Origin of the sequence: Pseudomonas sp. LRF_L74 (assembly GCF_965644255.1) — a bacterium.
Lineage (GTDB): Bacteria > Pseudomonadota > Gammaproteobacteria > Pseudomonadales > Pseudomonadaceae > Aquipseudomonas.
On the sequence record NZ_CBFFRH010000003.1, the window covers coordinates 62,811 to 83,384 of the forward strand.

The 20,574-nt window shown below is 62.5% G+C and carries 24 protein-coding genes; 13 read left to right on the plus strand and 11 right to left on the minus strand.

The features are described 5' to 3' along the window. Window positions 1-33 precede the first annotated feature (33 nt). The 3 genes from ACSZPK_RS08880 (at window position 34) to ACSZPK_RS08890 (ending at window position 2,699) form a co-directional block, all read left to right on the plus strand. Window positions 34-333, plus strand: coding sequence for an ArsR/SmtB family transcription factor (locus ACSZPK_RS08880; protein WP_437881092.1), 300 nt, complete (start codon window positions 34-36; stop codon window positions 331-333). A gap of 125 nt (window positions 334-458) precedes the next feature. Beyond that, complete coding sequence (locus tag ACSZPK_RS08885; RefSeq protein ID WP_437881093.1) at window positions 459-1,628, plus strand: MFS transporter; 1,170 nt, start codon at window positions 459-461, stop codon at window positions 1,626-1,628. Window positions 1,629-1,649: 21 nt separating this feature from the next. After that, window positions 1,650-2,699 carry an alkene reductase gene (locus ACSZPK_RS08890; RefSeq protein ID WP_437881094.1) on the plus strand — a complete coding sequence of 350 codons (1,050 nt, stop codon included), beginning with the start codon at window positions 1,650-1,652 and terminating at the stop codon, window positions 2,697-2,699. A gap of 65 nt (window positions 2,700-2,764) precedes the next feature. On the opposite strand, the gene ACSZPK_RS08895 is transcribed toward ACSZPK_RS08890, so the two are convergent. Then, the gene (locus ACSZPK_RS08895; RefSeq protein WP_437881095.1) at window positions 2,765-2,971 is read right to left on the minus strand and encodes a SlyX family protein; all 207 of its coding nucleotides are present in this window, start codon (window positions 2,969-2,971) and stop codon (window positions 2,765-2,767) included. After that, the gene (locus ACSZPK_RS08900) at window positions 2,968-3,399 is read right to left on the minus strand and encodes an HIT family protein (RefSeq protein ID WP_437881096.1); all 432 of its coding nucleotides are present in this window, start codon (window positions 3,397-3,399) and stop codon (window positions 2,968-2,970) included. The genes ACSZPK_RS08895 and ACSZPK_RS08900 overlap by 4 nt, the downstream gene beginning before the upstream one ends. 607 nt (window positions 3,400-4,006) lie before the next feature. Here ACSZPK_RS08900 and ACSZPK_RS08905 point away from each other — a divergent pair. After that, on the plus strand, window positions 4,007-5,287 hold the full coding sequence (locus ACSZPK_RS08905; protein WP_437881097.1) for an OprD family outer membrane porin: 1,281 nt from the start codon (window positions 4,007-4,009) through the stop codon (window positions 5,285-5,287). 85 nt (window positions 5,288-5,372) lie between these two features. On the opposite strand, the gene ACSZPK_RS08910 is transcribed toward ACSZPK_RS08905, so the two are convergent. After that, the gene (locus ACSZPK_RS08910; protein WP_437881098.1) at window positions 5,373-6,281 is read right to left on the minus strand and encodes an iron-sulfur-binding ferredoxin reductase; all 909 of its coding nucleotides are present in this window, start codon (window positions 6,279-6,281) and stop codon (window positions 5,373-5,375) included. After that, the gene (locus ACSZPK_RS08915) at window positions 6,274-7,401 is read right to left on the minus strand and encodes a diguanylate cyclase domain-containing protein (RefSeq protein ID WP_437881099.1); all 1,128 of its coding nucleotides are present in this window, start codon (window positions 7,399-7,401) and stop codon (window positions 6,274-6,276) included. The genes ACSZPK_RS08910 and ACSZPK_RS08915 overlap by 8 nt, the downstream gene beginning before the upstream one ends. A gap of 268 nt (window positions 7,402-7,669) precedes the next feature. Here ACSZPK_RS08915 and ACSZPK_RS08920 point away from each other — a divergent pair, with 268 nt between their 5' ends. Then, entirely contained in the window at window positions 7,670-9,193 is a 1,524-nt protein-coding gene (locus ACSZPK_RS08920; protein ID WP_437881100.1) for a fumarate hydratase, read from the plus strand. 457 nt (window positions 9,194-9,650) lie between these two features. Here ACSZPK_RS08920 and ACSZPK_RS08925 read toward each other — a convergent pair whose 3' ends face one another. Beyond that, the gene (locus ACSZPK_RS08925; RefSeq protein WP_437881101.1) at window positions 9,651-10,604 is read right to left on the minus strand and encodes an alpha/beta fold hydrolase; all 954 of its coding nucleotides are present in this window, start codon (window positions 10,602-10,604) and stop codon (window positions 9,651-9,653) included. 39 nt (window positions 10,605-10,643) lie between these two features. Then, window positions 10,644-11,072 carry an organic hydroperoxide resistance protein gene (locus tag ACSZPK_RS08930; RefSeq protein WP_437881102.1) on the minus strand — a complete coding sequence of 143 codons (429 nt, stop codon included), beginning with the start codon at window positions 11,070-11,072 and terminating at the stop codon, window positions 10,644-10,646. 124 nt (window positions 11,073-11,196) lie between these two features. Here ACSZPK_RS08930 and ACSZPK_RS08935 point away from each other — a divergent pair, with 124 nt between their 5' ends. The 6 genes from ACSZPK_RS08935 (at window position 11,197) to cysZ (ending at window position 15,042) form a co-directional block, all read left to right on the plus strand. Further along, window positions 11,197-12,024 (plus strand): cupin domain-containing protein, encoded by an 828-nt coding sequence (locus tag ACSZPK_RS08935; protein ID WP_437881103.1) that lies wholly within the window; start codon window positions 11,197-11,199, stop codon window positions 12,022-12,024. A gap of 166 nt (window positions 12,025-12,190) precedes the next feature. After that, window positions 12,191-12,895: a dihydromonapterin reductase gene (gene folM, locus ACSZPK_RS08940; RefSeq protein ID WP_437881104.1), complete on the plus strand. Its 705-nt coding sequence runs from the start codon at window positions 12,191-12,193 to the stop codon at window positions 12,893-12,895. Between the two features lie 63 nt (window positions 12,896-12,958). Continuing rightward, a complete protein-coding gene (folX, locus tag ACSZPK_RS08945; RefSeq protein ID WP_437881105.1) occupies window positions 12,959-13,330 on the plus strand; it encodes a dihydroneopterin triphosphate 2'-epimerase in 372 nt (123 codons plus the stop codon). Window positions 13,331-13,453: 123 nt separating this feature from the next. Beyond that, entirely contained in the window at window positions 13,454-13,744 is a 291-nt protein-coding gene (locus tag ACSZPK_RS08950) for a DUF1244 domain-containing protein (protein ID WP_437881106.1), read from the plus strand. Next, window positions 13,744-14,082 carry a HopJ type III effector protein gene (locus ACSZPK_RS08955; RefSeq protein WP_437881107.1) on the plus strand — a complete coding sequence of 113 codons (339 nt, stop codon included), beginning with the start codon at window positions 13,744-13,746 and terminating at the stop codon, window positions 14,080-14,082. The genes ACSZPK_RS08950 and ACSZPK_RS08955 overlap by 1 nt, the downstream gene beginning before the upstream one ends. A gap of 204 nt (window positions 14,083-14,286) precedes the next feature. Then, a complete protein-coding gene (gene cysZ, locus ACSZPK_RS08960) occupies window positions 14,287-15,042 on the plus strand; it encodes a sulfate transporter CysZ (protein WP_437881108.1) in 756 nt (251 codons plus the stop codon). Window positions 15,043-15,346: 304 nt separating this feature from the next. On the opposite strand, the gene ACSZPK_RS08965 is transcribed toward cysZ, so the two are convergent. After that, on the minus strand, window positions 15,347-16,174 hold the full coding sequence (locus ACSZPK_RS08965; RefSeq protein WP_437881109.1) for an ATPase: 828 nt from the start codon (window positions 16,172-16,174) through the stop codon (window positions 15,347-15,349). Window positions 16,175-16,417: 243 nt separating this feature from the next. On the opposite strand from ACSZPK_RS08965, the gene ACSZPK_RS08970 reads away from it, so the two are divergent. Continuing rightward, entirely contained in the window at window positions 16,418-17,227 is an 810-nt protein-coding gene (locus ACSZPK_RS08970) for a SirB1 family protein (protein ID WP_437881110.1), read from the plus strand. Here ACSZPK_RS08970 and ACSZPK_RS08975 read toward each other — a convergent pair. From ACSZPK_RS08975 to ACSZPK_RS08985, 3 genes are all read right to left on the minus strand, one after another. Beyond that, the gene (locus tag ACSZPK_RS08975) at window positions 17,213-17,833 is read right to left on the minus strand and encodes a tyrosine-protein phosphatase (protein WP_437881111.1); all 621 of its coding nucleotides are present in this window, start codon (window positions 17,831-17,833) and stop codon (window positions 17,213-17,215) included. The genes ACSZPK_RS08970 and ACSZPK_RS08975 overlap by 15 nt on opposite strands. A 107-nt stretch (window positions 17,834-17,940) precedes the next feature. After that, window positions 17,941-18,627 (minus strand): LrgB family protein, encoded by a 687-nt coding sequence (locus tag ACSZPK_RS08980; protein ID WP_437881112.1) that lies wholly within the window; start codon window positions 18,625-18,627, stop codon window positions 17,941-17,943. Further along, window positions 18,617-19,003 carry a CidA/LrgA family protein gene (locus ACSZPK_RS08985; protein ID WP_437881113.1) on the minus strand — a complete coding sequence of 129 codons (387 nt, stop codon included), beginning with the start codon at window positions 19,001-19,003 and terminating at the stop codon, window positions 18,617-18,619. The genes ACSZPK_RS08980 and ACSZPK_RS08985 overlap by 11 nt, the downstream gene beginning before the upstream one ends. A gap of 86 nt (window positions 19,004-19,089) precedes the next feature. Between ACSZPK_RS08985 and ACSZPK_RS08990 the strand changes: the two genes are divergently transcribed. After that, the gene (locus ACSZPK_RS08990; RefSeq protein ID WP_437881114.1) at window positions 19,090-19,983 is read left to right on the plus strand and encodes a LysR family transcriptional regulator; all 894 of its coding nucleotides are present in this window, start codon (window positions 19,090-19,092) and stop codon (window positions 19,981-19,983) included. Here ACSZPK_RS08990 and ACSZPK_RS08995 read toward each other — a convergent pair whose 3' ends face one another. Beyond that, on the minus strand, window positions 19,984-20,442 hold the full coding sequence (locus ACSZPK_RS08995) for a flavodoxin (RefSeq protein ID WP_437881115.1): 459 nt from the start codon (window positions 20,440-20,442) through the stop codon (window positions 19,984-19,986). Window positions 20,443-20,574 lie beyond the last annotated feature (132 nt).

Genomic DNA, 20,574 nt, shown 5'->3' on the forward strand with positions numbered 1-20,574 from the left:
TGTCATCGCGATCAACGTTACACCGAGCACAGCATGTCTGTAGACATAGATGAAATCGTCAAGGCGCTGGCCCATCCGGTCCGCCGCGAAATACTCACCTGGCTGAAGGACCCGGACACGCACTTCCCTCATCAGGAACACTCCCTGGAGCATGGTGTCTGTGCCGGCCAGTTCGAGCGCTGCGGCCTGTCGCAGTCGACCGTCTCGGCCCACCTTGCCACGCTGCAGAGAGCCGGGCTGATCACCAGCAAGAAAGTCGGCCAATGGAGTTTTTTCAGCCGTAACGAGGCCGTCATCCAGGATTTCCTCCAGCAGTTCAGCGAACAACTCTAACGAGCGGCCAGTAGCCGCCTGACGCATCGGCCACTGGCGACAGGTTCTGAGAACTCACTGCCACACAGGGCCTCATATCAACCATGGGGCCGTAACAGAAGACCGTTTTCTCAAGGAGCAGGCGCATGCCTCTTTCGCTTCTCGTCCTCGCTTTGTCCGCGTTTGCCATCGGCACCACGGAATTCGTCATCATGGGCCTGCTGCCCGAGGTCGCCACCGACCTGGGCGTGAGCATTCCCGGCGCCGGCTGGCTGGTCACCGGTTATGCGCTGGGCGTGGCCATCGGCGCGCCATTCATGGCCATGGCCACCTCCAGCTGGCCGCGCAAACGCGCCCTGCTCCTGCTGATGGGGATTTTCATTCTCGGCAACCTGCTGTGCGCAATCGCTGGCAACTATGAACTGTTGATGATCGCGCGCGTGGTCACGGCCCTGTGCCACGGCGCCTTCTTCGGCATCGGCTCGGTGGTCGCGGCCAGCCTGGTCCCGGAGAACCGCAGGGCCTCCGCCGTCGCCCTGATGTTCACCGGCCTGACCCTGGCCAACGTGCTCGGCGTACCACTGGGCACGGCCCTGGGCCAGGCAGCCGGCTGGCGCTCGACCTTCTGGGCGGTGACCCTGATCGGCGTGCTCGCCCTGATCGGCCTCTGGCGCGTGCTGCCCGGTCGCAGCGCCGAGGCCAAGGTCAACCTGCGCAGCGAACTCGAAGCCCTCAGTGGCGCCGGCTTCTGGCTGGCCCTGAGCACCACGGTGCTGTTCGCCGCGTCGATGTTCGCCCTGTTCACCTACATCGCACCGCTACTCGGCGAAGTCACCGGCGTATCGCCACGCGGCGTGACCTACACCCTGCTGTTGATCGGCCTCGGCCTGACGGTGGGCAACATCCTCGGCGGCAAGCTGGCCGACTGGCGCCTGGGCAGCACCATGATCGGCGTGTTCATCGCCCTGGCCGCGCTCTCCGCCCTGTTCGCCTGGACCAGCCGCAACCTGGTCCCGGCCGAGGTAACCCTGTTCTTCTGGGCCGTGGCCGCCTTCGCCGCCGTACCGGCGCTGCAGATCAACGTGATGACCTTCGGCAAGGCCGCGCCCAACCTGGTCTCGACCCTGAATATCGGCGCCTTCAACGTCGGCAATGCCCTCGGGGCCTGGGTCGGCGGCGCCGTCATCGCCCAGGGCCTGGGCCTGACCAGCGTGCCGCTGGCGGCCGGCGGCCTGGCCGTGCTGGCACTGATCACCACCGCACTGACCTTTTCCCTTGCCAGCGGCGCGAGCAAGACCCGCGCCGCACTCGACTGACCCACCCTCGGAGGTTCACCCATGCCAACGCTTTTCGATCCCATCCAGATCGGCGACCTGCAACTGCCGAACCGCATCATCATGGCACCGCTGACCCGCTGCCGCGCCGACGCCGGCCGCGTGCCCAACGCACTGATGGCCGAGTACTACACCCAGCGCGCCTCGGCCGGCCTGATTCTCAGCGAAGCCACGTCGGTGACGCCGATGGGCGTCGGCTACCCGGACACCCCCGGTATCTGGTCCGAGGAGCAGGTCGCAGGCTGGCTCAACGTCACCCGCGCCATTCACGCCAATGACGGCCGCATCTTCCTGCAACTGTGGCACGTCGGACGCATTTCCGACCCGAGCTACCTGGACGGTGAGCTGCCGGTGGCGCCGAGCGCGATCAAGCCGGCCGGCCACGTCAGCCTGGTACGCCCGCTCAAGGATTTCGAAACCCCGCGCGCGCTGGAAACCGCCGAAATCGCCGGCGTGGTCGAGGCCTACCGCAAAGGTGCCGAGAACGCCAAGCGTGCCGGCTTCGACGGCGTAGAGATTCATGCCGCCAACGGCTACCTGCTCGACCAGTTCCTGCAGGACAGCACCAATAAACGCAGCGACCAATACGGCGGCTCGCTGGAAAACCGCGCCCGCCTGCTGCTGGAAGTCACCGATGCGGTGCTCAGCGTATGGGACGCCGGGCGCGTCGGCGTACACCTGGCACCCCGTGCCGACTCCCATGACATGGGCGACTCCAACCGCCGCGAAACCTTCGGCTACGTCGCCCGCGAACTGGGCAAGCGCAAGATCGCCTTCCTCTGCGCCCGCGAGAAAGCCGCCGACGATAGCCTGACGCCCTACCTGAAGCAGGAGTTCGGCGGCGTGTTCATCGCCAACGAGCGCTTCACCAAAGAGCAGGGCAATGCCTGGCTGGCCGAAGGCAAGGCCGATGCCGTGGCGTTCGGCGTGCCCTTCATCGCCAACCCGGACCTGCCGCAACGCCTGGCGGCGGACGCGCCACTCAACGAACCGCGCCCGGAGCTGTTCTATGCGCCGGGCCCGGTGGGCTATATCGACTACCCGCGCCTGTAACTCATAGCCGCTCTCGGCGCGATGAAGAAAGGCCCCACTCGCCTGCCGGCGGTGGGGCCTTTCTTTCAATAGTGTGGAGGCGGCGGCTCGTTGTCGCTATTGGGCAGTGCCACCTGCATTTCCTCCTGGCGCCGGGTGAGCGCGAGCACTTGCAACTGCAGGCGCTCGATCAACCGTTGCTGCTCGACCAGGGCATCGTTGAGGGCGGCGATGGTGTCATCCTGAAATGCCTGGCGCGTTTCCAGTTCGACCAGGCGATCCTCCAGCGTCACGAACATGACTCCGCAAAACGAAAATCGTCACCTAGTGCCCCACGCAGGCGTTTGATCACTGCGGCCAACTCATCCGCTGCGTAGGCCGTAGCCGGCTGGCGCGCCCACACCGGTGCCGGCCAGGCCGCATCGCTGCGGCGGCGGACGATCACGTGCATGTGCAGTTGAGCCACCACGTTGCCCAGGGTCGCGACGTTCATCTTGTCCGCTGCGAACAAGTCCTTGAGCGTCTCGGCCAGATCGGTGCTTTCGCGCCACAACGCAGCCTGGTCGGCATGGCCAAGCTGGAACAGCTCGCTCACGTCGTCACGCCGTGGCACAAGAATGAACCAGGGATAGGCGCTGTCATTCATCAACAGCAAGCGACACAACGGAAAGTCACCAATCCAGTAAGTGTCCTGCTGCAATCGCGAATCAAGAACGAACATCGAAGCCACCCGCCGCATAATTTCGGAAGCGAGCAGGATACCTGCATGCAGTGATCACTTCATCCAGGGTGGCTTCGCCTGCACGGCACCATTTTAGTGCTAGCCTCGTTAAATGGCGCTCCAGGCCTGCATCATGATGGTGCACCTGTTTTTTCGTTGCCTGAAAACGACATCGTCGAAGCGGCAAGAAAAACGCACGAAAGTCATGAGAAATCGAGGTCCGACTTTTTGTGCACGAATGTTGCTTAGCCTTCAATGCGCTATTCACGACACCCCTATCGGCCCATGACCAGGTGCGATCGGTTGTTCGGAATGAGCGTCGAACACCTCGACAAGACAATGATTTACAACGTTTTTCATTCGATAGACGAGGTTGGGGAAAGCAGTATGCAGCGCTGTAAACGAGGCGACCCTCGATTACTACAGAAGTGCGACACGCGGATTATCGTTTTGCGACGCGCGCTTCAATAAAGCGCCGGAGAACCGGCACGAATGTCGCCAAGCATGTCGGTGTGAGATAAGTTACGCCGGCACAAAAAGAAAGAGCTTCCCACGACTGCGTATACCGGTGGGCAGCACAACTCTTCCATACCAAGGAGCATTTCCAATGCAAGTGATGAAGTGGAGCGCACTGGCTCTAGCCGTGACCGCAGGTTCGACCCAACTGGCTTTCGCCAGCGCACAATCCGAGTCCAAAGGCTTCGTCGAAGACGCCAGCCTGAGCGTCCTGACTCGCAGTGCCTATTTCAACCGTGACTACAATCGTGGCACCGCCGACGGCAAAGGCTGGGGCCTGGGCTTCATCGGCAAGTTCGAGTCCGGTTTCACCGAAGGCACCGTGGGTTTCGGCGTCGATGCATTCGGCCTGCTGGGCCTGAAACTCGATGGTGGCGCCGGTACCGCCAACGGCAGCAACAACATGGGCGGCCTGCTCTCTTACTCCAACACGGCGAATGGCAAAGGCGTCAAACCTGCCAACGACGACTGGTCGCAAGCGGGTGGCGCGGTGAAGGTACGTGTTTCCAACACCGTGCTGAAATACGGTAACCAAATGCCGTCCCTGCCGGTCCTGGCCTATGATGACAGCCGCCTGCTGCCGGAGTCCTTCACTGGTTTCCTGGTCAACAGCAAGGAAATCGAAGGCCTGGAACTGAACGCCGGCCACTTCACCCAGAACAGCTCGATGTACTCGGCTGCCAGCGACAATGTGCGCCTGAAGAGCATCGACCTGCTCGGCGGCAGCTACGCCATCACCGACACGCTGAGCGTTGCCCTGTACGCGTCCGACGTCGAAGACACGTACAAGAAGAAATATGCCAACGCCAACTACACCATCCCACTGTCCGAAGAGCAGGCCCTGAACTTCGACTTCAACATCTACCGCACCAAGTACGACCGTGCTTACACCGCGACCGCCAGCAGCCAAGACAACACCATCTGGAGCCTGGCCGGCAAGTTCAGCACAGGCCCGCACGCATTCATCCTGGCCTACCAGCAAAACAGCGGCGACCGTGGCTATGAATACGGTTCCGGTGACGGTGGCTATGCGATCTACGTCGCCAACTCCTTCTACTCTGACTTCAACCAGAAAGACGAGAAATCGATCCAGGCCAGCTACGAAGTCGACTTCGGCGCCTTCGGCGTTCCAGGGCTGACTTACAAGACTGCCTACATCTATGGTTACGACATCGACGTGGGCGGCGGTAGCGAAGGTAAAGAGCGCGAGTTCTTCAACCAGGCCAAATACGTGATCCAGAATGGCCCGGCCAAGGACCTGTCGTTCAAGCTGCGTAACTCGATCTATCGCAACAGCAACAACGACGCGGCCTACAGCGAAGACCTGAACGAGTGGCGCGTGTTCGTCGAGTACCCGCTGAGCATCCTGTAATCCAGGTCTCATCGACACGCGATAAAAGAGCCCGGCCTATCAGGCCGGGCTTCTTTTTATCTGCGCAGGATGACGATAACCATCGTCAGATGAACACGTCGGCGAACACCTGGTTGCGCGGCACGCCAGCCAGATACAAGCGCTTGGCGAACAGCTCCACCGACGACTGTGCTCCGCACAGCAGTGCCACGGTACGGCGCGGCACCAGCCTCAGGTCGACCGCCTCGGCATCAGGCCACAGGTCCACGACCAACCCTGGCCAGTCGGCCTGCATCTGCCGCAATTCACGCTCGAGGTAGTGCTCGCCGGCAACATGCACCAGCCGAACAGGCCCCACATGCCCCTGCCGCCGCGCTTCACGCAGCAGCCCCCAAAGCGGCGCCAGCCCCGTACCGACGGCTATCAACCAGAGTGGCCGCTCCTGCCACTGCGGGTCATAGTGCAAGGCGCCGCCATGCAATTCGCCGATACGCAGCTCATCCCCCACCACCAGGCCTCGCGCAGCGCTGGCGAAGCGCCCGCCATGGCGGCATTCGATATGAAACTCGAGAAACTCGTCCTCCCCCGGCACGCTGGCCAATGAATAGGGGCGCGCAGTGCCATCCACCGCCCACAGCACTACATGCTGGCCCGCCAGGTAACGCATCGATCGCAGTGGCAACAGGCGCAGGCGCAGCACGCTGTCCGTCAACCAGTCGCAGGCCTGTACGCGCGCGGGAATACCGTCGAGCGATGGATCGAACACTTGTAATTGCAGATCACCGGCAATGCGGCACTGGCAGGCCAGACGCCAGCCATCGGCATGCTTGTGTTGCGCCAGCGCCCCGGGTAGATCGTCCAGAACATCGCCCTCGATACAACGCACCAGGCAGGCATGGCAACTGCCAGCACGACATCCATGGGGCACCTGGACCTGGGCCGCGAGCAAGGCATCGAGCAGATTGCGGCCTATCGCCACCGGCCAGCGTCGCTCACCGACACGCAATTCAGGCATCGGCGGCTTCCCACGCCGCATCGCAGCGGTTGCGACCGCCGCGCTTGGCCCGGTAGAGCGCCTGGTCGGCACGCTGCAGGGCCGCATTCAACTCATCGCCCGGACACAACAGGGTCATCCCCACAGACAGGCTCAGGCTGACGCTCTTCAAACTCAGTGGCTCGGAGTTGGCGAAAGCCTCGCGCAAGCGCTCGCAGCAACTGGTCAGGCGATCGCCGTCGCAACCGGGCAACAACAGCACGAACTCCTCGCCCCCGTAGCGCGCCAGAATGTCGCCATCGCGCAGGCAGGCCTGGGCGACGCTGGCGAAGGTCTGCAGCACCCGATCCCCCGCCGCGTGGCCGTGCTGGTCATTGATGTGCTTGAAATGATCCAGGTCGATCAGCGCCAGGCCATGCTGGACACCTGGGCACAATGCCTCCAGCTCACATGTGGCCAGTTTCAGGAAATGCCGGCGGTTGAACAACCCGGTGAGTTCGTCGGTGGCCGCCAGGTCTTCCAACTGACGCATCATCCCGCGCATGGTGTCCTGGTGCGCTTGCAGGGCGAAGCGACGTTGGCGCATACGTTGGCGCAACGCATGCACGTAGCCGCTGAACAGGCACAACCAGGCCAGGGCGATGAACAGGATGAAGCTCTGCAACAGCGCCATGGCCGGCTCGTCCATGAGAAAACGGTAGGCTTCCCAGAGCAGCACGCCAACGAAGGCGAAAAAGGCCAGGAAGGCACAGCGGATGAAAACCCGTGGCCTGAGCTGGAATACGCCGAAGATCATGATCACCACATAGAAGGTCAGCAAAGCGCCACGGCCACTGCTGAAATTGGCCAGCAGGTATGTGTGCAAGGCCAGGGCAACCAGTATCTGCACCTCGGTCAGGCTGGGGTCGCGCAGGCGCAGGTTGAGGCCGCTGTGAAAGATACCGAGGAACGTCAGTTGCGAGATCACCACCAACGCGGTGCAGATCTGGATGCTGGCCATGCTGCCACGGTACAGACCGGCATAAACAGCCACCCAGATCACCAGGGCGACCAGGGCGTATGTCGCGACGGCCATGCCGAAGCGCTTGATCAGCACGCTCTGAAACCTGTGCTGTGCGCCTTGTGGATTGGATGGGCTCATTGGGCTCCGTCCCGTAGTGGCACCATGCCGCACTCTACCCTTGTGATCACAAAAAACCTAGCACCACTCGGGCAGCCGTTCGAGCCGCGAGCTCGCCGCTGTGCCCAGCCCCTCTACCGCGCTATAATCCGGCGCCTTTTGATTGGCCTGTATTGCGTCGGGGGCAAGGGTCTGTTCCCGTTTCGTCACCACCGCGACGAAACGGGAACAGACCCTAAGGTCCGGCGCGTCCCATAAGCTGATGTTCCCGCCTTAGAGGAGCGCTTGCATGACCGTGATCAAGCAGGATGACCTGATTCAGAGCGTCGCCGACGCCCTGCAGTTCATCTCCTATTACCACCCCGTCGACTTCATCAAGGCGATGCACGAAGCCTACCTGCGCGAAGAGTCGCCAGCGGCCAAGGACTCCATCGCCCAGATCCTGATCAACTCGCGCATGTGCGCCACCGGCCACCGGCCGATCTGCCAGGACACCGGCATCGTCACCGTATTCGTACGCGTAGGCATGGACGTGCGCTGGGACGGCGCCACCCTGAGCCTCGACGACATGATCAACGAAGGCGTCCGCCGTGCCTACAACCTGCCGGAGAACGTCCTGCGCGCCTCGATCCTGGCCGACCCGGCCGGTGCCCGCAAGAACACCAAGGACAACACCCCGGCGGTCATCCACTACTCCATCGTTCCCGGCAACACCGTGGAAGTGGATGTGGCGGCCAAGGGCGGCGGCTCCGAGAACAAGTCGAAGATGGCCATGCTCAACCCATCCGACTCGATCGTCGACTGGGTACTCAAGACCGTTCCGACCATGGGCGCCGGCTGGTGCCCGCCGGGCATGCTCGGCATCGGCATCGGCGGCACCGCCGAGAAGGCCGCGGTGATGGCCAAGGAAGTGCTGATGGACGAGATCGACATCCATGAGCTGAAAGCCCGTGGCCCGCAGAACCGTATCGAGGAGCTGCGTCTCGAACTGTTCGACAAGGTCAACCAGCTGGGCATCGGCGCCCAGGGGCTCGGAGGCCTGACCACCGTGCTCGACGTCAAGATCATGGACTACCCGACCCACGCCGCCTCGCTGCCGGTGTGCATGATCCCCAACTGCGCCGCCACCCGCCACGCCCACTTCGTGCTCGACGGCTCCGGCCCGGCCGAACTGCAAGCGCCGGACCTGGACGCCTACCCGGAAATCGTCTGGGAAGCCGGTCCGAGCGCACGCCGTGTCAACCTCGACACCCTGACGCCGGAAGACGTGCAGAGCTGGAAGCCGGGCGAGACCGTGCTGCTCAACGGCAAGATGCTCACCGGCCGCGACGCTGCGCACAAGCGCATGGTCGACATGCTGAACAAGGGCGAGCAACTGCCGGTGGACCTCAAGGGTCGCTTCATCTATTACGTCGGCCCGGTCGATCCGGTCGGCGACGAGGTGGTGGGCCCGGCTGGCCCGACAACGGCCACGCGGATGGACAAGTTCACCCGCCAGATCCTCGAACAGACTGGCCTGCTGGGCATGATCGGCAAGTCCGAGCGCGGCCCGATCGCCATCGACGCGATCAAGGACAACAAGGCCGTCTACCTGATGGCCGTCGGCGGCGCCGCCTACCTGGTGGCCCAGGCGATCAAGAAGTCCAGGGTCCTGGCCTTCGCCGAACTGGGCATGGAAGCGATCTACGAGTTCGAAGTGAAAGACATGCCGGTGACCGTCGCGGTCGACACCAGCGGCGAGTCGGTGCACATCACCGGCCCGGCGATCTGGAACAAGAAGATCGCCGAAAGCCTGGCAGTGGAAGTGAAGTAAGCACCGCCCGCCTCGGAACAAGCCCGGCCTCGTGCCGGGCCACCCCCACACCCTGTCAGGGCTAGGCTTTGACAGGGTGTTTTATTTTCGAAGGCCATCGCGCGCAAGAGAATCCGATGGCGATCCTCGCGTTGCGGAGGATTCTTCGTCAGCGTCCTTAGAACCGGGTAGCCGTACCGCTTCGATAGTCCAAGAGTCTGCGCTGCAGAAGACCGTTCAGCGACCGTTGGCAGGCAACAAGATCAAGAGCAATCCCGACAACCGGGCCAATAGCGGTAGAAGTAAGCACATACAAGCCTGCCGCGTGGAGTCACTTCATGTCGGCCAAACCAGAATCAGCCCCCGAATGCCAAAACAGGCAGCCCACGAGTGAAACCGAGGGATGCCTGTCTGGCCTGCTTTCTGGCTAGTGAGTCGCTTGCCGAGCAATCCATGCTCGGCTCGGCGAGCATTCGGATCATTGCTTGAGGAACGCCAGCAGATCCTTATTGACGCGATCCTTGTGCGTGTCGGTCAGGCCATGCGGCGCGCCGGGGTAGACGATCAGCTTCGCGCCTTTGATCTGCGCGGCGGATGCCTTGCCGGAGATGTCGAGCGGTACGATCTGATCGGCGTCGCCGTGGATCACCAGCGTGGGGACATCGAATTTCTTCAGGTCCTCGCGGAAATCGGTGGCCGAGAACGCGGCAATGGAGTCGTACGTATTCTTGTGCCCGGCCTGCATGCCCTGCGCCCACCAGTTGTCGATCAGGCCTTGCGACACCTTGGCACCGGGACGATTGAAGCCATAGAACGGGCCGGAGGCGAGGTCGAGGTACAGCTGCGAGCGGTTCTCCAGCGAGGCCTTGCGGATGCCATCGAAAACCTCGATCGGAAGGCCGCCAGGATTGTTGTCAGTTCGCAGCATCAGCGGCGGCACGGCGCTGATCAGCACGACCTTCTTGATCCGTCCGGTGCCGTGGCGCCCGATGTAGCGCGCCACTTCGCCGCCACCGGTCGAGAAGCCGACAGCGGTGATGTCCTTGAGGTCGAGCGCTTCGATAACGGCCGCCAGATCATCGGCGTAGTGGTCCATGTCATTGCCGTCCCACGGCTGGCTGGAGCGGCCATGACCACGGCGATCATGCGCGACCACGCGATAGCCCTGGGAGGCGAGGAAGATCATCTGCGATTCCCAGCTGTCCGAGTTGAGCGGCCAGCCGTGGCTGAAGGTCACGACCGGGCCGTCCTTCGGCCCCCAGTCTTTGTAGTACAGGCGGACGTTGTCGTGGGTGACGATGTAGTTGCCGTCGACGGTGGCTGTGGCGGCCGCTTGCGTCGGGGTTTCCGGCTGAGCGGCTTGCGCTGCGAAACCGGCTTGCAGGGCGATAGCCAGCATTGGGATGGCGAAGATGCGGGGGGAGACTTTCATGGCGTTCGTTTCCTGTTGTGATGTGCGGTGTGGTTTTGGTTAGTCGGCGATGACGAGCGTCACGTCGATGTTTCCGCGTGTGGCGTTGGAGTACGGGCACACGATGTGGGCCTGGTCGACCAGCGCCTGCAACGCATCGCGGTCGATGCCTGGAGCGACGATGGTCAGTTCGGCCTGGATACCGAAACCAGTGGGAATCTGGCCGATGCCGACTTTGCCGGTTACGGTGGTGGCCGAAGGCAGCGCGACCTTCTGCTTGCCGGCGACGAACTTCAGTGCCCCGAGGAAGCAGGCCGAGTAGCCGGCTGCGAACAGTTGCTCCGGATTGGTGCCGGTGCCGCCAGCGCCACCGAGTTCGCGCGGCGTGGCCAACTGCACGTCGAGCACGTTGTCGGACGAGGTTGCGCGGCCTTCGCGGCCTCCCGTGGCGGTGGCCGTGGCGGTATAAAGGATCTTTTCGATGGACATGCTGGTAGTTCCTGATCTGAGGGCTGGATGGGCCGAACTGCTGTCGTCCGGTGATGCGTACTGTGCACCTGAAATCAGGACTAATGGTTACCTATAATCCTGGAAAATTGATCTGGAGTATTTTATGACTGATCGACTGGCGGCACTGATGGAACATTTCCCGGTGTCGGCGAAAGTATTCAACGCCGGGGCACTGTGCGGAATCAGCACCCTGGAAAGCGATGGCGACCACGGCCAGTTGCACCTTGTGCGTAGCGGCACAGTGGAGGTCGGGTATGGCAGATCGTCACTGCTCATTGAGCGACCCAGCCTGCTGCTTTTCCCGCGGCCACTGACGCACCGCTTCGTCACCGATGCCAAGCGCGGCGCGGATATGGTCTGCGCGAACCTGTCGTTCGATGGTGGCGCGACCAACCCGATTGCCTCAGCCTTGCCGGACGTCATCTGCTTGCCACTGGCAGACATCAATGGTGCGGAGCCAGTACTGACGCTGCTGTTCGAGGAAGCGTTCGAGCAACGTTGCGGACGCATCGCATTGGTCGAACGGCTGTTCGAGGTGGTGATGATCCAGATCCTTCGCCAGTTGATGGAAAGCGGCGAAGTGAAGGGCGGGATGCTGTCGGGGCTGTCGCATCCACGCCTGCGCAATGCGCTGGTGGCGATGCACGAGGCACCGGAGAAGGAATGGACGCTTGAGGAGCTTGCTGGCGTTGCAGGGATGTCGCGCAGCGTGTTCGCTACGAGCTTCCGCACGACGGTCGGCATCACGCCAGGGCAGTATCTCCAGGGTTGGCGCGTGCGGATCGTACAGAAAGCGCTGCGGCGCGGACGTCCTTTGAAGATGATTGCGGCAGAGGTCGGATACGGTAGCGAAGCCGCGCTCTCGCGTGCCTTCAAGGCGCAATCCGGGCAATCGCCTCGGGAGTGGAAAGGCAGCCTACATAGCGACTGATGCCCATGGATTGGGACCTTGAACAGTAATCGAAGTCGAGCAGCAGGATGGCGTGATCGGGGGGGACGTAGACATTCCGGCATAAAGCGGCGGCGAGCCGACGCTTGTGAGCCCTGCGCCGCTGGGCTAACGTGGCCCGCCTCTTCCTGGATCAATCGAGGCCCTCATGAGCTCCGCTCCCATCCTCATCACCGGTGCTGGTCAGCGCGTGGGCCTGCACTGCGCCAATCGCCTGCTCGACGAAGGCCAGGCGGTGATCATCAGCTACCGCAGCGAAAGACCGGGCGTGCAACAGCTGCGTGAGCGCGGCGTGACGGCCATCGCCGCCGATTTCTCCAGTGAAACCGGCATTCTCGCGTTCATCGACACACTCAAGGCACACACCGACCGTCTGCGTGCGGTGGTCCACAATGCCTCCGACTGGCTGAGCGAAACCCCTGGCCACGAAGCGGCGGTGTTCCAGCAGATGGTCAGCGTGCACATGCTCGCACCCTACCTGATCAACCTGCACTGCGCCGAACTGCTGCAACGCAGCACCCCCGCCGATATCGTCCATATCAGCGACGACGTGACCCGTAGCGGTAGCGCCAAGCGGCCAGCCTACTGCGCCAGCAAGGCCGGACTGGACAGCCTGACCCAATCCTTCGCCGCGCGCTTCGCTCCGGCGATAAAAGTCAACGGCATCGCGCCCGCGCTGATCATGTTCAACCAAGATGATGACGCCGACTACCGGGCCAAACGCCTGGCGCAAAGCGCCATGGGCATCGAGCCTGGTGCCGAGGTGCTCTACCAGAGCCTGCGTTATCTGCTGGACAACCCCTATGTCACCGGCACCACCCTGACGCTCAATGGCGGACGGCATCTGCTCTGACGAACACTGAGGGGGCGTATCCGGCTAAACTGCCGGACGAATTCAAACGGAGGAACCCTCGCAATGCCAAGACTGGAACCAGGCATGGCGCGCATCCGGGTCAAGGACCTGCGCCTGCGCACCTTCATCGGCATCAAAGAGGAAGAAATCCTCAACAAGCAGGATGTGCTGATCAACCTCACCATCCTCTACCCGGCCGAAGAGGCCGTGCGCGACAACGATATCGAGCACGCCTTGAACTACCGTACCATCACCAAGGCGGTGATCCGCCACGTCGAAGAGAATCGCTTCGCCCTGCTCGAGCGCCTGACCCAGGAGATCCTCGACCTGGTAATGGGCAACCCGAGCGTGCGCTACGCGGAGGTCGAAGTGGACAAGCTGCACGCCCTGCGCTTCGCCGAGTCGGTGTCGATCACCCTGACGGCCAGCCGCTGAGGCTCGCCCAGAACCTGTTCACAATCTCTGGCTCGCGAGACCGTGAACGGGTTCTCGGGCATTGCCCGAGCACGCATGGCCCTTCTATCATTCGCCAGCCCCACACGCCGCCCGGAGTCCGCCATGACCGATCAAGAACGTCTCGAGCTCGAAGCCGCTGCCTTTCGCACCCTGGTCCAGCATCTGCGCTCGCGCTCCGATGTGCAGAACATCGACCTGATGAACCTGGCCGGTTTCTGCCGCAACTGCCTGTCCAAATGGTACAAGTCGGCCGCGGACGACCTGGGGGTGGACGTGACGCCGGACCAGGCGCGCGAAGAGATCTACGGCATGCCTTATGCCGAATGGAAAGCCAAACACCAGAAAGAGGCCAGCGCCGAACAACGGGCAGCCTTCGAAAAGAGAAAACATTGATGACCTTGCAAGCGTTCCGCACACGCCTCAACGACGACCAGTTCCAGTTCGCCGAAACACTGGCCTTCATCACCGAACATTATCTGTACCAGCAGAGTGCCTTCCGCAACGGCGACGTGGAAAATGCCGCCGGCCAGAACGAAGGCTCCTGCAAGACCCTGGGCCTGGCGGTGCTGGAAGGCTTCAGCAACGAAGAAACCCTGCGCGCATTCGGCGAACACTACCGTTCGGTGCTGGACACTCCCGAAGGCAATGACCACTCCAACATCCGCGCCCTGCAGAAAACCGGCCTGGCCGGTGTCGACTTCGAGCGCCAGCCGCTGACCCGCAAGATCTGAACGAACAAACGTCTTCGTTCATGAATCGCCAATTGGTGGGCTGAAGTCCACCAATCCTTTTTCCGTAACGGTCTCGCTCGAACCCGCCAGCCAAAACCGCCCTGGCCCGCTCGTCCTGCATCATCGTGCAGCAGACCACTGCTTTATTCAGCCAGGCAAAGCCGGTAAGGTCGCCGCTCTGTCAGTCGAGCCTGGAGCCTCCGCATGTCTTCTCCCGCCCTGTCCGGTCCCGGTTACCTGAGCGAAGGCCTCAAGCTGGTGCTCAGCCCGGGCTTGCGCCTGTTCGTCCTGCTGCCATTGGGGATCAACCTGATCCTGTTCATCGGCCTGATCGGCGTTGCAGTCCAGCAATTCGGCGGCTGGGTCGATGGCTTCATGCCAAGCCTGCCCAATTGGCTGAGCTTTCTCGAATACATCATCTGGCCGCTGTTCGTCCTGCTGGTGCTGGTGATCCTGTTCTTCACCTTTACCCTGCTGGCCAACCTGATCGCCGCACCGTTCAACGGCTTCCTGGCGGAAAAGGTCGAGGTGGTCGTGCGTGGACACGACCATTTCCCGCCATTCAGTTGGGGCGAACTGATGGCCATGATTCCGCGCACCGTCGGCCGCGAGCTGCGCAAGCTGGGCTATTTCCTGCCGCGCGCCATTCCACTGTTGATCCTGACCTTTATCCCGGTGCTGAACCTGGTGGCAGCGCCACTGTGGATTCTGTTCGGTATCTGGATGATGGCGGTGCAATACATCGACTACCCGGCCGACAACAACAAGATGAGCTGGCAAGACATGCTCGCCTGGCTGCGCGAGAAGCGCTGGCAGAGCCTGAGCTTCGGCGGCATCGTCTACCTGGCGCTGCTGGTCCCCGGCCTGAACATCCTGATGATGCCGGCGGCGGTGGCCGGGGCGACGCTGTTCTGGGTGCGTGAAGGCGGTGGCGACGCTCCCGTGGCGGTCAGCCGCTGACTGCTGCGTGCTGCTCCACATCTGGTATTTCAAACTGGCAACTTTGAGGCAGGAGCGGACATCGTGCGATGACCGTTCTTACACGGTATGTGTGTAACCGTCATTCCCGCGAAGGCGGGAATCCAAATACAAAGGCGCTTCTGGGTTCCCGCCTTCGCGGGAATGACGAGGATATAAACCGATCATCGGACAAGTGTCCGCTCTTGCCTCGATGCAGTCATTTGAGCTGCAGCACAGCCCTGGAAAAGCAGCGCCAAGCAGCGAGCCTCAAGACAGCCCAAGTGACTTGAGGCTCGAAGCTGTTTCAGCGTGCGTTGATCTGCTGCTGAAGGTTCTGCACCTGGGCCTGCAGCGCGCTGATATTACGCGTGACCTGCAGGCGGAAGGCATCGAACTCGGCGGTGTCCTGCCCGCCTGCCGGACGGTTCTCCACCTCGCTGCGCAGGATCAGCAGGTCCTGCTCCAGGCTCTTGACCGCATCGTTAGCGTTGCCTTGCTTCTTCAGCGCGGCGATATCCCCCGCCAGGTTCTTGATCTGGCCATCGAGCTTATCGACACCGGCCAGCGCGGCCTGCTGTTCAGCCAACTGTTTGGTCAGTGCATCGAACTTCGCATCGACCTGGACGGCGGCATCCTGCTGGCCCTTGAGATCGACGACCAGTTGTTCCAGGCGTTTATCCTGCGAGCCCTGCTGGCTGGACGCGCCCTGTTGCTGCTTGGTCAGCTCGGCCAGTTTGTTTTCCAGCTGGCGCACACGCAGCTTGAGCTCTTCGCTGCCGCTGGTGACATTCGACTCGGTGGCCACCACCTTGCCGGAAATATCCTGGATGCGGCCCGCCGCTTCCTCGCTGATCCGCGCGAAGCTTTCCTGGGTCGCCACCAGTTGCTGTTCCATCAGGGATATCTGCTGGAAACTCCACCAGCTCACCCCGCCCAGGGCAATCGCCATGGCCCCCACCAGCGCCCACAGGGCACCGGAGCCCGAGCGCGCCGGGGCGGCTAGGGGCGCGTGTCGCGACGCTCCATGAGGCGGGTAGTCGCTATCGCGAGACGCGGCGAAATCGTCACGCCTGCGTTCGTCGGCGCTCAGGCTGGGGATGTGATCCAGTTCATCGTTGGCATCGTTGCGCATGGAAAACCTTCGAAAGGACGGCAATTCGAAAAAGTGCGGCGCAGTATACCGGGAAATGCCACGCCTTCAGCGCGGGCCACGAGCCATTGACCGGTCAATCCCGAGCACGTTCCCGCGCAGGACGAGTTGCAGGCATGGAGTCAGGGGCTGCCGCTTCGTTAGATGAATAGCGTCTGCACTGGACGCCCTTGCAGCGGAGGGCTAAAAGACCAGGCAGACAGTTCGTCGTTACAGGAGCTTTCGATGACGTCACGCCCCACCTGGCTCACCTGTCTGGAACATTCGCCGGAGCAGCTTTTCGAAGCGGCCCTATGGATCGCCGCCGAGCACGACATTCTGCTCAAGCCCGGGCTGCTAGTGGATGAGTTGGCCAACCTGCGCCAGCAGGTCCTGGTCGGTCTTCCCTGCCTGCCGGCCGGGGAACTGGCGCAACCGCTGATACGCCGGCTCGGCGACCTGGGCTTCCATGAAGATGACGAAATGCCCCTGCGCCCTCAGGCCGCACTGCTGCACCGGGTGATGCAACGACGTCGGGGACAACCGCTGTCCCTGGCCTTGATCGCCCTGGAACTGGCCAGGCAGTTGAACATCCCTCTGGAGGCGGTGAACTTCCCGGGTCGCCTGTTGTTACGCTCGCCAGGGGCCGACCATCTGCTCGACTCATGCACCGGACGCCGTCTCTATCCGCGTGACTGTCGCGAACTGCTGGCTCGCGTCGCCGGGCCCGATACCCCCCTGCAAGCCAGTCACATGCAGGCCTGCAACGCACGCGCCTTGCTCCTGCGCCTATCACGCAACCTGTGTCAGTTGCACACCAGTAATGACGATCCGCTGGCGGCTCTCAAGGACGCCGAACGTATCCTGCTGCTGGCGCCACCGAATGCCGCCGACCACCTGACTCGCGCGGCGCTGTATCACGAGCTCGACTGCCCCCAGGCCGAACGCTTCGACCTCGAACACGCCCTGATGCTCAGTGATGATCCTCGGGAGCGGGTCAGGATTGCCCAGCACCTCGCCAAGCTGGAAAAGGCAGGCACTCTATCGTTGCACTGAAAGCTGGGCGATTACACGCTCGCGCCATTGACAGCCGGGACCGCAGTCGCCCTCGGCCAACGCCTTGCGAATCGCCGGCACATCCGCATGGGTGACGTAATCGATGGCATCCGCCATGGACGCATCGTCGCCGAAGCCGTTGTTACGCATCTCATCCAACGCCGCCTCTTTATCCCAGCCCTCGATGGCCGTGCGATACATGGCGGCGAACAGGCCCGTGCGATCACGGCCATGCTTGCAATGCAACAATACAGGGCCGAGGCGCTGCGCCTCCTGAATCTGGCCGAGCACATGAATCACATCGGCATCGTCAACCCGGTCGGCATGCACCGGATAACTGACCAGGCGCATCAGCGTCGAGCCGGCCCACTGGCTGTCGTCGTCCTTGATCAGGCTGACCACGGTGCGCACTTGCAAGTGATTGAGCAGATCGAGATTGTCACTGCCCGGCAAGGCACTGCGATAAAGCAGCGGGGTCATACGATAGAGGTTGAACGACTTGTCCACCGGCTGGGCCCACTCCCCGGCATTCAGGGGTTCGGTTGCCGAGGCGGCTTGCAGGAGCAACAGGTACAGCGAAGACAGGAGCATGATCAGGCGGAACATCGCGGCGCAATCCATACGGGAGGAATGCTCGCGACGTTACGTGGCGCTGCGTTCAGCGCTCATCAAAAGCCTGTGAAAAAAATGTCGCGCAAGAAGATGGCGCCTCGTCAGATCAGCCAAACGAGCAAGGGCGCAGCGAACAGGTTGAGCAAGCCCATCAGCACCATGACCAGTCCGGCAACGGTCCCCTCTTCCTGACCGACCTCCTGGGCTCTTGCAGTACCCGCGCCATGGGCCCCGACACCAAACAGCGCGCCCCGCGCCAAGGCGGTTTTCAACGGTAGCCATTTGAGCAGCAAACCACCGGCCAGGGCGCCGAACACGCCGGTGATCATCACGAAGATCGCTGTCAGTTCCGGCACGCCGCCTAGGTTTTGCGCGAGCGGCATGGCGAACGGCGTGGAGATCGAACGCGGCACCAGGGAGCGACTGACCTCGCCATCGAGCGCCAGCGAATTGGCCAGCCACCAGGAACTGCTGATTGCCACCGCACTGCCTGCCAGCATACCCAGCAACAGGGCTGGCCAGTGCCGCGCCAGCAGCACGCGCTGCTGCCAGATCGGCACCGCGAAGGCCACGGTCGCCGGGCCGAGCAACAGCATCAACACATGAGTGTTGCTGGAATATTCGGCATAGGCCGTGTGCCTGGGGACAGCCAGCGCCAGCAACAAGGCAGGCACGAAAATCAGGGGCGAGAGCAGGTAGCGACCACTGCGCTTGTACATCCAGCGACTGAACAGATAAGCGGCCAGGGTCACCAGCAGCCAGAACAGCGGCATCGGTTCAAGCGTCACGACGCATCCTCCAGCGGCATACAAATTCGACGGTCAATGCCGTGGCGATCATCACCAGCAAGGTACTGCAGCCGATCACCAGCAGGATGCGCAGACCCTCCTGGCGCAGCAGCGCACCGTAGTCGAGCAGGCTCATCAACGCCGGAATGAAGAACAGCAACATCTCCGCGATCAACAAGCCAGCCCCGAGTTGCAACGAGGCCGGCCGCACCCAGCCCGTGGCAAATGCGCCGAGCAATAGCGCCAGGCCGATCACCCCACCGGGAACCGGCCAGTTCAACCACTGAGCCAACTGCGTGCCGAGCAGATACAAGCCGAGCAGAACCAGGAGTTCGGCGCAGAGACGGGAAAGGTGGATAACGCGGGAACGATTCACGGAAATGAGCCCCCAGGACTGGCCCTCAGCTTAAATGCAGCCCTATCATCGCCAAAGCGAATTATTGGACTTGAGAGCATTCCAAAATGGAATTCAAGCAATTGCGCAGTTTTCTTGAGGTCGTTCGGCAAGGCGGCTTCACCCAGGCCGCCAGCACCTTGCATGCCAGCCAATCCGCCGTCAGCAAACAGGTGGCGCAACTGGAGCAACAACTCGGCGTGCAACTGCTGGAACGCAACGGTCCGCAGACGCGCCTGACCAGCGCAGGCCAGATCGTGCTGCGACGCGCCGAAGAAATGCTGCGGCTACGCAGTGAATTGCTCAGTGAGCTGGATGACCTCAGCCACCTGCAACGGGGCGAACTGCGCCTGGGCCTGCCGATGCTGGGCAGTGACCAATTGTTCGCCAGGCCGCTGGTGGAGTATCGCAAGCGCTACCCGAATATCGCCGTGCAGTTGCAGGAAGGCGGCAGCAAGATGGTGGAAAAACTGATCCTGGGCGGCGAGCTGGAATTGGGCGCGGGCCTGCAGCCCGACGATCCGCTCTTCGACTCCCAGCCGTTCTGCAACGACCCGCTGGATGTCTTGCTGCCGGAAGATCATCCGCTGGCTCGGGCCGGCAGCCTGGAGTTGGAGCAGTTGGCCGATACCCCTTTCCTGCTCTACCAGCAGAGCTTCACCCTCAACGACCGCCTGCTCCAGGCGTGCCAGCGCGCCGGCTTCACGCCGCGCGAGAGTGGGCGCAGCGGCCAGGCGGACTTTCTCGCGGCCCTGGTCGCGGCCGGACAGGGCACCGTACTCCTGCCACGCCTGGTCGCCAGGACGCTGGAGCGCCCCGGGGTGCGGCGTCTGTCTCTGCTGAATTCGGATCTGCGCTGGGATATCGCCTTCATCTGGCGGCGTGACGCCTACCTGTCGCGTGCCGCCCAGGCGTGGCTGGAAGTGGCCCGCGAGTTTCCGGTGCAGACCCCAAGCGCTTGATCAGGCCTCGCTCCTGAGCGCCTGCACGAACGCCTCGCCCCAGGGCAGTGCGTCCTCTTCCGGATTGACCGACTCGCTCGCGTCCAGACGCAGCATTGGCTGGATTTCGCGCATGCCGACCTCAAGCAGCACTTCGCGAATCTGCTCACCGGCACCACAGAAAATCTCGTAGCTGGAATCGCCCAGCGCCAGAACCGCGAACGGGCGGCCTGCCAGCGCCTGGGGCAAGCTGTCGCGCACCTCATGGTAGAAACCTTCGATGTTGTACGGCAACTCGCCCATGCCAGTGGTCGAGATTACCGCCAGGATCGCGTCGGGAGCACTATCGAGCACCTCTGCCAACTTGGCGCCGGGGCCATGCCACGCCTCGAATCCGGCAGCTTCGAGCAGGGTCGCGGCACGCCGTGCGACCTCCTCAGCCGCGCCATAGACAGACCCCGAGATGATGGCCACTTTCATGCAGAACGCTCCAGCAAGCTGATAATGGCTCGCATTATGCCGCAAGCGGCAGGGCTGGCGGGACGAAATACCGAAGCGACTTCGTATCACCGGGACCCACTCGGGGAACTTGTGCGCAACACCCTCGTCTAA

Excerpts from the sequence above, each read along its gene's own strand:
- ACSZPK_RS08995 (WP_437881115.1), bottom strand. The coding sequence starts at position 20,442 with ATGAAAGTGGCCATCATCTCGGGGTCTGTCTATGGCGCGGCTGAGGAG.
- ACSZPK_RS08970 (WP_437881110.1), top strand. The coding sequence starts at position 16,418 with ATGACGTCACGCCCCACCTGGCTCACCTGTCTGGAACATTCGCCGGAG.
- ACSZPK_RS08885 (WP_437881093.1), top strand. The coding sequence starts at position 459 with ATGCCTCTTTCGCTTCTCGTCCTCGCTTTGTCCGCGTTTGCCATCGGC.
- ACSZPK_RS08880 (WP_437881092.1), top strand. The coding sequence starts at position 34 with ATGTCTGTAGACATAGATGAAATCGTCAAGGCGCTGGCCCATCCGGTC.
- ACSZPK_RS08890 (WP_437881094.1), top strand. The coding sequence starts at position 1,650 with ATGCCAACGCTTTTCGATCCCATCCAGATCGGCGACCTGCAACTGCCG.
- ACSZPK_RS08905 (WP_437881097.1), top strand. The coding sequence starts at position 4,007 with ATGCAAGTGATGAAGTGGAGCGCACTGGCTCTAGCCGTGACCGCAGGT.
- cysZ (WP_437881108.1), top strand. The coding sequence starts at position 14,287 with ATGTCTTCTCCCGCCCTGTCCGGTCCCGGTTACCTGAGCGAAGGCCTC.
- ACSZPK_RS08990 (WP_437881114.1), top strand. The coding sequence starts at position 19,090 with ATGGAATTCAAGCAATTGCGCAGTTTTCTTGAGGTCGTTCGGCAAGGC.
- ACSZPK_RS08910 (WP_437881098.1), bottom strand. The coding sequence starts at position 6,281 with ATGCCTGAATTGCGTGTCGGTGAGCGACGCTGGCCGGTGGCGATAGGC.
- folM (WP_437881104.1), top strand. The coding sequence starts at position 12,191 with ATGAGCTCCGCTCCCATCCTCATCACCGGTGCTGGTCAGCGCGTGGGC.
- ACSZPK_RS08925 (WP_437881101.1), bottom strand. The coding sequence starts at position 10,604 with ATGAAAGTCTCCCCCCGCATCTTCGCCATCCCAATGCTGGCTATCGCC.
- ACSZPK_RS08920 (WP_437881100.1), top strand. The coding sequence starts at position 7,670 with ATGACCGTGATCAAGCAGGATGACCTGATTCAGAGCGTCGCCGACGCC.
- ACSZPK_RS08900 (WP_437881096.1), bottom strand. The coding sequence starts at position 3,399 with ATGTTCGTTCTTGATTCGCGATTGCAGCAGGACACTTACTGGATTGGT.
- ACSZPK_RS08965 (WP_437881109.1), bottom strand. The coding sequence starts at position 16,174 with ATGCGCAACGATGCCAACGATGAACTGGATCACATCCCCAGCCTGAGC.
- ACSZPK_RS08935 (WP_437881103.1), top strand. The coding sequence starts at position 11,197 with ATGACTGATCGACTGGCGGCACTGATGGAACATTTCCCGGTGTCGGCG.
- ACSZPK_RS08915 (WP_437881099.1), bottom strand. The coding sequence starts at position 7,401 with ATGAGCCCATCCAATCCACAAGGCGCACAGCACAGGTTTCAGAGCGTG.
- ACSZPK_RS08950 (WP_437881106.1), top strand. The coding sequence starts at position 13,454 with ATGACCGATCAAGAACGTCTCGAGCTCGAAGCCGCTGCCTTTCGCACC.
- folX (WP_437881105.1), top strand. The coding sequence starts at position 12,959 with ATGCCAAGACTGGAACCAGGCATGGCGCGCATCCGGGTCAAGGACCTG.
- ACSZPK_RS08975 (WP_437881111.1), bottom strand. The coding sequence starts at position 17,833 with ATGTTCCGCCTGATCATGCTCCTGTCTTCGCTGTACCTGTTGCTCCTG.
- ACSZPK_RS08955 (WP_437881107.1), top strand. The coding sequence starts at position 13,744 with ATGACCTTGCAAGCGTTCCGCACACGCCTCAACGACGACCAGTTCCAG.
- ACSZPK_RS08930 (WP_437881102.1), bottom strand. The coding sequence starts at position 11,072 with ATGTCCATCGAAAAGATCCTTTATACCGCCACGGCCACCGCCACGGGA.